Origin of the sequence: Roseivirga ehrenbergii, from assembly GCF_001593005.1 — a bacterium.
Taxonomy (GTDB): Bacteria; Bacteroidota; Bacteroidia; order Cytophagales; family Cyclobacteriaceae; genus Roseivirga; species Roseivirga ehrenbergii.
Genome location: NZ_LQZQ01000045.1, coordinates 700,855 through 713,232, shown reverse-complemented (window position 1 = coordinate 713,232; position 12,378 = coordinate 700,855). Strand labels below are relative to the sequence as shown.

The window sequence follows — 12,378 nt, the reverse complement described above, 5'->3', positions numbered from 1 at the left end:
TTTTTAAATTTTTATCTTTATTTTACTAAAAGCTAAATTTAAAAATTTGGCGGTCTCAGCAAATATATACTAACCTCTCGGAAAGCCTATAATAGCTATGTTTTATATACGTTGTTGTGGGTAGTTTTTATTCGGTCAACTATTTCCGATGTCACTTTATTAAAATTAGAATTCACTTCATTTTTAAATTCACTATTAGCATTATTTCCGTCAATATTGTTTGCTCCCCATTTATAAATTTCAATAACAATCGGAATTAAATCAATTCCTTTTTCTGTTAACGAATACAGATATGAAGATTTATTATTCCTATCAACTTCTTTTTTTACAATATCATTTTCAAGTAGTCGATTTAATCGGTCAGCAAGAATATTTGTAGATATTTTTTCAACTGTTACTAACTCGTTAAAGTGTCTGTTGTTAAAGAAAATAAAATCTCTTAAAATTAGTAAAGTCCATTTGTCTCCAAAAATGTCAAGCGATAAGCTAATTGGACAGTCCGACCTTCTTTCAATCTGTTTCATATGCAAATATATAAAAATGCACTTGTAAAATAAAAGTACTTTCATATATTTGCACTTGTAATTCGCAAGCACTATTAATATTTTAAAATTAAATTATGTCATACACAACAATGGTTTCGATTAATGGAACTACACAACAAGTATTCAATGCTATTTCACAACACGTCAAAAAATGGTGGGGAAATACAGATAATTCAGTTTCTTCAGTTGGTGATGAATTCACAACAAGTTTTGATAGTACTTATTGGAAGTTTAAAATCTCCGAATTTGAACCTAATAGAAAAATAGTATGGAAATGTATTGAGGCTAAACATATTCACAATGGTTATGAAGGAATTGAAAAAGAGTGGGAAGGAACTTTTGTTGAATGGGTTTTGGAAGATAAAGGTCAAAACGCAACAATTCTAAATTTCGCACATAATGGATTAGTTCCCGAGTTAAACTGTTATGAGATTTGTTTTCCTGCTTGGGAAAGATTTGTAACTCAAAGTTTAAAGAGTTTTGTTGAAACTGGAACTGGAATGCCTCATCTTTCTTAAATTACCCACAACGGTTTGCATATGGCTTGTGGCGGTTTTCGAAGCACTTTCCTGTCCGCCCGAGACCTACTAGATTAAGAGCCGAAAGCTTTGATTTTAGCACTTCACCCGCCATAAGCTATATGCTTTGTTGCCGCATCGTTTTTTCTTTTTTACCAATTATTAATCATCTCTTTTCTGTCCGCAAAAACTTGTTGGACAAAGTCGATTAATTCTTTGCCACCAAAAGCAATTGTACCTTCGTGTGAACCATATACAAGCCAATCAAAGGTTCTGTCGCAATAGAAGGTCTCATAACAGTCAATGTCAAATTCGCTATGGGCAATTTCATAATCGAGTTGTTCTTCTGTGATTTCGTAAAGTCTTCCTTCAGCTTTCTGCTTAATGAAGTTAACTATCTGCTTTTCGTCCGTTTCCGTCAAATTCTCTTTATTCATAAATAAAGTTGTCAGTTCGGAACTTACTTCTATTAATGGCACCCAATACCCGTCAACTCTCCATTTATCTGTTAATACTTGACGTATTGTCTCTCGTTCGTCATCTTTTAACCTCCTTTTGTATGGTAGTGGTTCAATAGCTTCTAAAACGGAATTGTCAATATTTTCAATAAATTGCACGAATTTGTCGCGCTCTTCTTGAATTGCTTTTCGTCCAATTTTATTATTGGTATTTTCTGTAAAATGGCTTTGGCTTTCCTGTCCGGTCTTTTTTAGAGTTTGCTTACAAGTTTCTATATCTTGAAACTCTTGTCCTGTGAAGTATTCTATTCCTTGTCTAATCGCACTTAGAGCATTGTATCTCGGGAAAAGATTGTAGTCATTGTCTGTGTAGGTGTAAGGAAAGTCATTACCTGTCCTTTCATTTTGATACCTGTCCGACCAATATCTAAAATTGTCAATGCAGTAATGTTTTGCTGCTGATACTATGGCTTCTGTTTCTGTCATTTTAAATGTGCGGCAACGTGTCTGTATGCGCAACTAGTTGCGTATATTTTTTATATATCTAATTTATCTAAAGGGCTAACAATCTGGTTAAAGCCCTTGGTGGTAATATGGGTATACACTTCTGTGGTTTTTGAGTTACTATGCCCTAACAGGTTTTGTATATACCTCAAATCTGTTCCATTCTCTAATAAATGTGTAGCAAAACTGTGTCTTAAGGTATGCACTGTAATATGCTTTTTAATTCCCGTTTTCTTTATTGCTACTTTTAAAATATTTTGGATGCTTCTCGAAGAATATTGCACAGGTTTTTCCTTAGTGCTTCCCATCCCCTCGAATAGCCAATAGTGCGGCTTTTCCTGTTTGAAATACTCCCTTAACAAGTCTAAAACCTTTTTTGATAGAATGGTATATCTGTCTTTATTGCCTTTAGCATTTTTTATATGAATTTGCATGCGATCTGAGTCTATAGCCTTGATAGGTAGGTTAATAACCTCACTGATTCTTAAGCCAGCAGAATAAATGGTACTCAAAATGGCCTTATGTTTTATGTTTTTTACGTTTGACAAGATCATTTGTATTTCTTCTACACTGCATACCGTAGGAAGTGATTGTTCTTGTCTCGGACGTTCTACAAAATACAACTTTCTTTTTCCGCCTAATACTTTCTCAAAGTAAAATTTTATTGACTTGAGTCACTTTGGCTTTCGCTTTAAATGGTTAATTTTTCATTTAAAATTCGGGCACATCTTTTCCCCTCAAACCCTTTCTCGCAATTCATCTTTGTTTAGTTTTGTCGCCTTTAAAAACCCAAATACATGCAAGTACATTTTCAGCGAATCGCCACAGAGCTTTCTATCAACCCAAAACAAGTAGCCACCACTGTAGAACTTTTGGACCAAGGAGGTACAGTGCCCTTTATTTCCCGCTACAGAAAGGAATTAACCGGCAGTTTAGATGAAGTTGAAATTGCGTCCATTCGTGATCGAGTTTTGCAACTGCGCGAATTGGACAAAAGAAAAGAAGCGGTTTTAAAGTCGCTAAAAGAGCAAGAAAAACTTACAGACGAGCTGGAAAAACAAGTAAACGAGGCCGAAACCATGGCCCGCTTAGAAGATATTTACCTGCCTTATAAACCAAAGCGCAGAACCAAGGCTACCATTGCCCGCGAGAAAGGACTAGAGCCTTTAGCCAAACTTATTTTTGAACAAATCAATGCCGACCCATACACCAAAGCCGCTGACTTTGTAGATGCTGAAAAGCAGGTAGAAGATATTGAGCAAGCCTTACAAGGTGCGCGTGATATTATGGCCGAATGGATCAATGAAGATCAGGAGGTTAGGGCAAAAATGCGTAGGTTCTTTCAAGAAAAAGCCGTTTTCAAAGCCCGTGTGTATCCGGGTAAGGAAGAAGAAGCGCAGAAATACAGAGATTATTTCGACTGGGAGGAAAGCGTAGCCAAAGCTCCTTCGCACCGTGTTTTGGCCATGCGCAGGGGCGAAAGCGAAATGTTTTTGATGTTGGATACCGTTCCGCCAGAAGAGGATGCGATTGAACTGCTCGATCGACACTTGATACAAGGAAATACGCAAAGTGCAGAACAGGTGAAATTGGCCATTAGAGATGGTTATAAGCGTTTGCTTCAGCCGAGTATGGAAACGGAGCTGCGCATGATTTCCAAGAAAAAAGCAGACGAAGAAGCCATCGAGGTATTTGCTAAAAACATGAAAGAACTGCTGATGGCCGCTCCTTTGGGCAGTAAAAATGTAATGGCCATCGACCCGGGTTTTAGAACGGGCTGTAAATTGGTCTGTTTAGACAAACAAGGGCAATTGCTTCATTTTGAAGCCATTTACCCACACGAACCACAAAGACAAACCGCCAAAGCGGGCGCTACCATTAAGCATTTGGCCGAGAAATTTAATATCGAAGCCATCGCCATTGGCAACGGAACCGCGGGCCGTGAATCAGAAACTTTTGTAAATAACTTAGGGCTGCCAAAATCCATTACCGTGGTGATGGTAAATGAAAGTGGCGCCTCTATTTATTCTGCTTCGCAAATCGCCAGAGATGAATTTCCGAATGAAGACATTACCGTGCGTGGAGCGGTATCCATTGGTCGTAGGCTGATGGATCCTTTGGCGGAATTGGTAAAAATTGACCCAAAGTCCATAGGAGTGGGGCAATACCAGCACGATGTAGATCAAGGCGCATTAAAGCATTCTTTGGACGATGTGGTGATGAGTTGTGTAAATGCCGTTGGGGTGGAAGTCAATACGGCTTCTGAGCAATTGCTGACTTATGTTGCGGGCTTGGGGCCACAGCTGGCTAAGAATATTGTAGAATATAGAAATACGAATGGTCCGTTTAAGGACAGGGCCTCTATAAAAAATGTAACCCGTTTGGGTGAAAAAGCCTTTGAGCAAGCGGCTGGTTTCTTGCGTATTCGCGGAGCGGCTAACCCTTTGGACGAGAGTGCGGTACACCCTGAGTCTTATGCCATTGTCAGCCAAATGGCGAAGGATTTGAAATGCTCGGTTACAGATCTTATTCAGAAAGAAGAGCTGAGAAAGCAAATCGACCTGAAAAAGTACATTACCGATCAAATTGGTTTACCCACCCTAAAGGATATTTTGAGCGAATTGGCCAAGCCAGGTCGTGACCCTAGGGAACAATTTGAAGCCTTCAGTTTTATGGAGGGTGTGAATAGCATGGAAGACCTAAGGGCGGGCATGAAGCTGCCGGGCATTGTGACTAACGTGACCAACTTTGGTGCCTTTGTAGACATTGGAGTGCATCAGGACGGCTTGGTTCATATCAGCCATTTGTCCGATACATTTGTGAGCAATCCTGCCGATATCGTCAGTGTTCAGCAAAGGGTAGAGGTTACGGTTCTGGAAGTAGATGCTAGCCGAAAACGAATTTCCCTTTCAATGAAAGGCGAAGCAAAACCTCAGGTAAAGAAGAGCGAAAGGGCTAAGCCAAAAGCCAAAGTTCAAAAAGAATCAGAAGGAGATATGGCCAGTAAGCTGGCTGCTTTGAGGGGGAAGTTTGGGGGGTAGTTATGGGGTATTAGTTATTGGTTATAAGGGGAGACAGTTGATCAGTGAATCAGGAAAAAAATAGTGAATTAGGGAACTCATTTTTTGTAAAAAAGTTCGTCCTAACTCCTAACTCCTAACTCCTAACTCCTAACTATTAGCCCTTAACTGACTACGAAGCTTCTCCAGCTCCTTATCCACCTTCACCAAACCTTTAAGTTGCTCTAGCTTTTCAATGGTTTTTTGAAGGAACTTCTGATGTGCATCAGATTCGGGGTGAAATGCCTTGTGCTTCATGGCGCTGCGTATTTCGCCCCAGTTTTTAATAAAAGCTTTCGTTTCCTTGTCGAAGTAAACATCCATAAATTTTCCCCAAATGTATTCTTGGGCCAATTGATTAGGGTGCAGCATGTCCTTTTCATAAAAGCGGTAATCCCTCAAATCGTCCATTAAGAGCTCATAGGCAGGGAAATAATCTACATCATCGGCATAAGTGCTAATCTGATGGCAAGCCAGCCTTAGAATGCTTTTGCTCACCATATTCAATTCTAGCGTGTCTTTTACGTGCCGAATAGGACTGACCGTAAGGATGAATTTCAATTCAGGGTTTTGCGCATGAAGCTGTTCTTTCAACAACATAAAAGCACTTGAAATTTCTTCGGAACTCAACAGTCTTTTATTGAATTGACTTGCGGGAGTTTTATGGCAGTTGGCTACCAGCATTTGTGTTTTTTTTTCTTCGTATACCCAAGCTGTTCCCAAAGTAATGATGATGGTAGTCGGTTTCTTTAGCACTTTGGTAAGTCGGTTTCGCTGGCGGTTAATATGAGATTCTAGCTGCTCTTGAGACTTTCCATACAGCTCAGAATGCACCTTGTAGTTTAAGTGAATTCCATCTCGAACCAAATAACTGTCTTCTGGAAGTCGAGTTTCATCCAGTGCCATTTCTATCAATTCAAAAATGGAGAGGGGATTAAAGATGATACCGAAGGGGTTATGCTCAACCTTGAATTTATGTTGAGAGAGTTTCTTCCCAATATTGTCAGCAAAGCAGGAGCCAATCGAAATCAATGGATTTGATAACTGTATTTTGTGAGAAGAGGGTTTCGGGCTTAATTCGGTTCTGAACATGGCCAAAGATAACCAATGTAAGAATGGCTAAAAATAAAAAATGGAAGCCCGCTTTAGAGACTCCCATTTACTTGACCAAGTGTTTTGACCTTGACCATTCACTCTTCTGACAGAAAGAGGTGTTGTTATAGGCTAGAAAGTGCTTTTACGATGGCTTGAGAATCGTCATCCACTTTAGTATCACTCCCAGATAATTTAAAAGCAACTTTTAAACTCATTCGGGCATTTACCAGTTTGCCACGTTGTTTGCCAGGTATCCAATCAGGAGACAATTCGAGCATACGAACGGCTTCGGTATCGCAACCTCCACCAATACCTCTAATAACCTGAATGTTCTCTAGTTTTCCTTCGGTAGTCACAACAAATGACACAAAAACATTTCCTTCAATTCCTTGTTTTTTGGCTTGTTCTGGATATTTAAGGTTGGTCAAAAGGTGTCTTCTGTAAGCATCTGCTCCACCTGGGAAGGTAGGCGGCTCTTCTACAATAAGAAAAACCTCATCTGAATTTTGTACACCAGCAACACCGGTGACTTGGCCAACTTCATCAATCGATTCAAGGCTGATGTCCTCATCGGAACATGAGAGTGCTGTGAATAGCAACGCAGCAAGTAATAATGTTGATTTTTTCATAGTAACTAAGTTTTATCCGAAGTAAACTATTTTAATAGTTAATAGCAAATAAACTTAGTTGTTTTTGTTAGTAAGGGAGGCAAAACGACATGTACCAAACAGGTAATTTTAACTATTTGATTATTAGTGTTTTATAAATTTTAGTGAAAAACGATATGTACCAAAACGTTAGATTAACCTTATTTTAATTGTGCTTCTTTAAACAAGTTTTAAATCACTTTTAAAATTATGAAATTCTTGTTGTTGATTGATATAGAGTATGTTATGATTCTTTTGTTAAAGTAGAAACAGAATTGGCATTATTGTTTTTTATTAAAATTTTGGTTGCTTAGATACTTTAAATGTGAGTTGCTCGGGGCTTTGGGCTTAAAAGTTTAGCCTTAAATAACAGCCAAATGACTAGTATAAGCAATATTCAACCATATTTTTGGTACATCTCGTTTTTAAAATAGGGACATCTCGTTTTAGCGATCTTAGAAGTTGTTGAGGAAGAAATTGATAGGGGATTAAGCCTTATCTTCTCTACCGCCCAAATGCTCGCATTCAATCAAATTTTGCATACTAATAAAGTCAACAGGCACTTTTTCATAATTGTAGATTTGGCGAAGGGTAGTAGTGTAATTATTATCGCCCATACTCATATCAACGTCTGTCATTTCCAATTGACAAGGATGTTCGTAGCCGCAAGCGTGCGTAATCTCTAAGATTTCCTTCCTTAGCGTTTTGGCGTAGTTATAAAAGCGTTCCGATTTAAGGGTAGGGTCAATTCCTGCTTGTAGCCATTTATTTTGAGTAGCCACGCCTGCTGGGCAGGTATTGGTATGGCATGAGAGCGCCTGAATACAGCCAATAGAAAGCATGGCTTCTCTGGCTATGTTAATTAAATCGGCTCCCATACTGAAGGCCATTAATGCGCTGGATGGAAAACCTAATTTACCAGAAGCAATAAATACTACACGATCCGTCAGGTTCTTACGCTTAAACATTTGATAAATCTGAGCAAAACCAAAAACAAAAGGTAGTGCTACGTGATTAGCAAAGGCCGGAGGGGCAGCTCCTGTACCGCCTTCACCGCCATCAATGGAAATGAAATCAGGACCAATATTGCGTTCTACCATCAGGTCGGTCAATTGTTCCCACATGTCTAGTTTTCCCACAGCCGATTTAAAGCCTACTGGCAAGCCGGTATTGTTAGCAATGTCTTCAATAAAGTCTAACAATTCAGGAATGGTGCTAAAAGCGGTATGGGTCGATGGCGAAATCACATCTTTACCCATTGGTACATGTCTGATTTCGGAAATTTCTTTGGTGATTTTGGATGCAGGTAAAACGCCTCCTTTGCCAGGCTTAGCACCCTGAGAAAGTTTAACTTCTATGGCCCGGATGTATTTATAGTCGTTAACCAATTTCACCATTTTATCCATATCGAAATTGCCTTCGGGGGTTCTTACCCCAAAGTAACCAGTGCCAAATTGGAAGACGATATCTGCCCCATGCTGATGATGATAAGACAATGAGCCTTCACCAGTATTATGATAACAGCCTGCCTTTTTTGCACCTTTGTTCAACGATTCTATGGCCTTTGCCGATAAAGAGCCAAAACTCATGGCTGAAATATTAACGATGGATTTAGGTCGAAAAGGCCTTCTTCTTTTATTATAAAGGCCCATTACTTTGGCGCAGGGAATTAAGTCTACCTGAGTAACATTAGGGTGATTAGGTGCTGGCTTATAGGGTAGCATGGTAGGGTTGATAAACACAAAGCCAGGAGAGGCCTGGTCTTGATCTGAGCCAAATCCGGTATAGTTATTCTGCCTTTTTGAAGAGGCATAAACCCACGTGCGCTGACTTCTGTTGAAAGGGAGTTCTTCGCGGTTATTAGCTACTATGTACTGTCGCAGTTCTGGGCCAATTTTTTCGAGCATATACCGAATATGCCCAACGATTGGAAAATTATGCGTAATCGTGTGCTTACGCTGAATAATATCTCTTAAGAAAAGGATGAACAAGAAAAACAAAACCCAGCCCCACCAAGGCACTGCAGCAAGAAAAGATTGAATTGACTCCATAATCACAATTAAGTGGATTTTAGTCAAAGTAGTATTTCTTTATCAGCATTTAAATTTAATGACTGGTATTTTGTTGTTGGTTTGTCGGGAAATTCTATTTCACCTTAAAAAATGAAGAGACTGGCCTCATATGGACCAGCCCCTTGATGGATTATTAATAGCTACGGATGATTCTGCCAGAGCCAGACACTTTAGAGTTGATTTGCGGATCGCCCTTGTAATAAACATCCCCAGAACCTGAAATTTTAACGGTTAGAATTTCTTCAGCCGTTACTTTAATATTTCCAGACCCCGAAAGGCTTGCATCAACTACTTTTGCGTTTAGGCCATAAGAATTGATATCTCCCGAACCAGTAACCGAAGCGGTCAGATTATCGACCATACCGCAAAGGTTGATTTTTCCGGAGCCGCTGATTTTTAGATTCAAGTTGTCCAAATCCAAGCAGTTTTCACTTTCAATATCTCCTGACCCAGTAAGTGTGATGTTTTGGAAATCGGGTGCCGAAATATAGACCTTCAATCTTCTGGTCCTTCTGATGTTATGATTGCTTTTTATGATGAGTTCGCCATTACTCACATAAGTATCTACAATAGGCAGTAGGTTTTCATGAGTTTCAAGCCTAAGCGTTTGCTCATCCTCTTGTAATAAGTAAATATCCGCTTCAATTTGTAGCCTCACAGAATGGAAGTCTTCCACCACACGCGTTTCGTTGATTATTGGCCCATTGCCTGTTATATCATCAAAGGAACAGCTAGAAAGAGCCAAAATGGCAAAGGGCATTAGGAGTAAATGTTGTTGTTTCATCTTTTTGAGTTTGTTGTTGTACCCTTATGACGATTGATGTCTGCCTCACACGTATGGAGAAGAAATATTTTTTTAGTGATGTATAATGAAGAACAAGCAGGTTGATTTAGCGGCAAATAATCTCCGAAATACTATCTTCGCGCAGTGAACTATCAACAGACGCTCGACTACTTGTTTTCCGCTTTGCCCATGTACCAAAGGGTAGGGAATGTGGCTTTTAAGAAAGACCTCACCAATACATTAAAACTTTGTGAAGTACTCGATAATCCACAGCATAAGTTTAGGTCCATTCATGTGGCGGGCACCAATGGCAAGGGCAGTTCATCGCACATGTTGGCCTCTGTATTTCAATCGGCAGGCTATAAAGTGGGGCTCTATACTAGTCCGCATTTAAAGAGCTTTACCGAAAGAATAAGAATTAACGGCCAACCGATTCCAGAACAAAATGTGGTTGATTTTGTGGCAAGAATTCAACCTACCATTGAAGAAATTCATCCTTCATTTTTTGAAATGACGGTGGCCATGGCTTTCGATTATTTTGCTGAAGAGCAAGTAGACATTGCCATCATCGAAGTGGGGTTAGGCGGAAGGTTAGACTCTACAAATATCATTACTCCAGAGCTTTCATTGATTACCAATATTGGCTTCGATCATATGGATATGCTCGGCAATACCTTGCAAGAAATTGCCTTTGAGAAGGCTGGAGTGATAAAACGAAATGTTCCTGTGGTGATAGGAGAGTCCCAAAATGAAACAACTCCTGTTTTTACCCAGAAGGCAAAAGAGATGAATTCCGACTTGGTATTTGCAGATCAGGAGCCCTTGAATACGAGCGAATATTCACTTGATTTGCCCGGTATGTATCAGGCTAAAAACATCAAAGGCGTATTGGCCGCTGTCAATGTGTTAAGAAAGAAAGGCTGGGAAATTTCCGAAGAAGCCTTAGTGCACGGACTCGCCAATGTGAAGACTCAAACAGGCTTAAAAGGCAGGTGGCAAATTCTTTCAGAAGCACCGCTGACCGTATGCGATACGGGGCATAACAAAGAGGCTTTTGATTATATCATTCCACAAATAGAGTCTTGTTCTTTCGAAAAACTCTATATGGTTTTGGGCTTCGTTAATGATAAAAAGTTAGACAGTTTGATTCCACGTTTGCCTGCCCAAGCTGAATTCATTTTCTGTGAAGCTAAAGTACCACGGGCCATGAAGTTGGAACGCATTGAAGAGTTGGTTTCACCTTTTGGTTTGAAAGCGGATTTTGTTCAGGATATAAATGAAGCAATTGCTTTGGCCAAGTCAAAAGCCACGAAAAATGACATGATTTATATTGGAGGTAGTACCTTTGTGGTGGCCGAAATAGAAGCGTTATAGATGTCGAGACAGAAGCAGAAAAGGTTTGAGGAGTTAAAAGAACGTGAAAATGTTCTGGAAGATTACAAAGCACTCTACACTCAATTAAAAGGGAACTGGAACAAATTATACTTTAAGAATGACCATCCGATTACGGTCGAAATGGGTTGTGGCAGAGGTGAATACACTACGGGTTTGGCCAGGGTTTATCCCAATAGAAACTTTGTGGGCGTTGACGTAAAAGGCGATAGATTGTGGGTGGGCAGCACGCAAGCCATTGAAGAAAATCTTACCAATGTGGCCTTTCTGAGGGCTCAAATTCAAAGCATAGAAAGTTTTTTTGCCCCAAACGAAGTAGAAACCATTTGGATTACTTTTCCCGATCCTTTCAGAAGAGATGGTGATGCCAAAAGAAGACTAACCTCACCAAGGTACCTTGAGTATTATAAATCATTACTCACCAAAAATGGTCAAGTGTTCTTTAAAACGGACAATACACCGCTTTTTGATTATACGCTGGAACTGTTAAGCGAACGAAATGATATCATGGATTTAGAGTACACTCGTAACCTGTATGATTCAGAATACATGGATGACCATTACGGTATTAAGACTAAGTTTGAAGAGAAATTCTATAATCTTGGTGAAAGTATTAAGTACATGAAATTTAAATTCGACCATGAAAAATAGACCATTTATAGACAAAGGAATGCAATGGCTTGTACTGGTTTATGTGCTGGCTTTCGGTATTTTAATGCTTCTGACCAACCATGGTGACTTTGTGCTTTGGCTTAATGATAGGCATACTAGCTTTTGTGATTTCTTTTTTCAGTATTGGACCTACCTTGGCGATGGGGTTTTGCTGGCTATTGTGGCCTTGTATTTCTTATTCACCAATCTGCACAAGTTCTACTATATGCTGATTGCCATTGCGCTCCAAACAGTCTTTGTTCATATTTTTAAACAGTGGCTTTTTGCTGGGGAACCAAGACCCAAAACTTTCTTTGCTGATCAGGTGGACAGCCTCAATTTTGTAGAAGGAGTTACCACCCGCGGTTTTGATAGTTTTCCTTCAGGTCATACCGCTTCAGCCTTTACATTGGCTTTTGTGCTGATCAGTTTGTGTAAGAATAAATATTTAAATGTATTGATCTTTATATTGGCCATATTGGTCGGAATATCAAGGGTTTATATCCTTCAACATTTCTTAAGAGATATCTACATCGGAAGTGTTTTTGGAATAATGGCTGCGCTTATCGCTTGGTACATTATGAAACCTTATACAGATAGACCTAAGCTCCAGAATGGTTTATCATTTAGAAAAGACTCCAAGAGCTGAGCTT

General features: G+C 39.4%; 12 protein-coding genes. 5 read left to right on the top strand and 7 right to left on the bottom strand.

The genetic code is table 11. The features are described from left to right. Positions 1 to 95 precede the first annotated feature (95 nt). The gene (locus MB14_RS13330; protein ID WP_044634128.1) at positions 96 to 524 is read right to left on the bottom strand and encodes a winged helix-turn-helix transcriptional regulator; all 429 of its coding nucleotides are present in this window, start codon (positions 522 to 524) and stop codon (positions 96 to 98) included. A gap of 95 nt (positions 525 to 619) precedes the next feature. On the opposite strand from MB14_RS13330, the gene MB14_RS13325 reads away from it, so the two are divergent. Beyond that, on the top strand, positions 620 to 1,063 hold the full coding sequence (locus MB14_RS13325) for an SRPBCC family protein (protein ID WP_132643988.1): 444 nt from the start codon (positions 620 to 622) through the stop codon (positions 1,061 to 1,063). A 152-nt stretch (positions 1,064 to 1,215) separates the two neighbouring features. Here the strand turns inward: MB14_RS13325 and MB14_RS13320 are convergent, their stop codons facing one another. Continuing rightward, positions 1,216 to 2,007, bottom strand: coding sequence for a hypothetical protein (locus MB14_RS13320; protein ID WP_062592360.1), 792 nt, complete (start codon positions 2,005 to 2,007; stop codon positions 1,216 to 1,218). A gap of 50 nt (positions 2,008 to 2,057) precedes the next feature. Beyond that, the gene (locus MB14_RS13315; protein WP_511476714.1) at positions 2,058 to 2,648 is read right to left on the bottom strand and encodes a phage lytic cycle repressor MrpR family protein; all 591 of its coding nucleotides are present in this window, start codon (positions 2,646 to 2,648) and stop codon (positions 2,058 to 2,060) included. A 174-nt stretch (positions 2,649 to 2,822) separates the two neighbouring features. Between MB14_RS13315 and MB14_RS13310 the strand changes: the two genes are divergently transcribed. After that, positions 2,823 to 5,066, top strand: coding sequence for a Tex family protein (locus MB14_RS13310; RefSeq protein WP_062592356.1), 2,244 nt, complete (start codon positions 2,823 to 2,825; stop codon positions 5,064 to 5,066). 129 nt (positions 5,067 to 5,195) lie between these two features. On the opposite strand, the gene MB14_RS13305 is transcribed toward MB14_RS13310, so the two are convergent. From MB14_RS13305 to MB14_RS13290, 4 genes are all read right to left on the bottom strand, one after another. Next, positions 5,196 to 6,176, bottom strand: coding sequence for a GSCFA domain-containing protein (locus MB14_RS13305; protein ID WP_062592354.1), 981 nt, complete (start codon positions 6,174 to 6,176; stop codon positions 5,196 to 5,198). Positions 6,177 to 6,301: 125 nt separating this feature from the next. Next, on the bottom strand, positions 6,302 to 6,808 hold the full coding sequence (locus MB14_RS13300) for an energy transducer TonB (protein WP_062592352.1): 507 nt from the start codon (positions 6,806 to 6,808) through the stop codon (positions 6,302 to 6,304). Between the two features lie 506 nt (positions 6,809 to 7,314). After that, on the bottom strand, positions 7,315 to 8,877 hold the full coding sequence (locus MB14_RS13295) for an FMN-binding glutamate synthase family protein (protein WP_062592351.1): 1,563 nt from the start codon (positions 8,875 to 8,877) through the stop codon (positions 7,315 to 7,317). Between the two features lie 154 nt (positions 8,878 to 9,031). Next, a complete protein-coding gene (locus MB14_RS13290; protein ID WP_084376075.1) occupies positions 9,032 to 9,682 on the bottom strand; it encodes a head GIN domain-containing protein in 651 nt (216 codons plus the stop codon). A gap of 144 nt (positions 9,683 to 9,826) precedes the next feature. Here MB14_RS13290 and MB14_RS13285 point away from each other — a divergent pair, with 144 nt between their 5' ends. Genes MB14_RS13285 through MB14_RS13275 form a run of 3 tightly spaced genes read left to right on the top strand, consistent with a single transcriptional unit; the run spans position 9,827 to position 12,374 of the window. Continuing rightward, positions 9,827 to 11,056, top strand: coding sequence for a bifunctional folylpolyglutamate synthase/dihydrofolate synthase (locus MB14_RS13285; protein WP_062592346.1), 1,230 nt, complete (start codon positions 9,827 to 9,829; stop codon positions 11,054 to 11,056). After that, positions 11,057 to 11,725, top strand: a complete 669-nt coding sequence (gene trmB / locus MB14_RS13280) for a tRNA (guanosine(46)-N7)-methyltransferase TrmB (RefSeq protein WP_062592344.1) — start codon at positions 11,057 to 11,059, stop codon at positions 11,723 to 11,725. Then, a complete protein-coding gene (locus tag MB14_RS13275; RefSeq protein ID WP_062592343.1) occupies positions 11,715 to 12,374 on the top strand; it encodes a phosphatase PAP2 family protein in 660 nt (219 codons plus the stop codon). The genes trmB and MB14_RS13275 overlap by 11 nt, the downstream gene beginning before the upstream one ends. Positions 12,375 to 12,378: the final 4 nt, after the last annotated feature.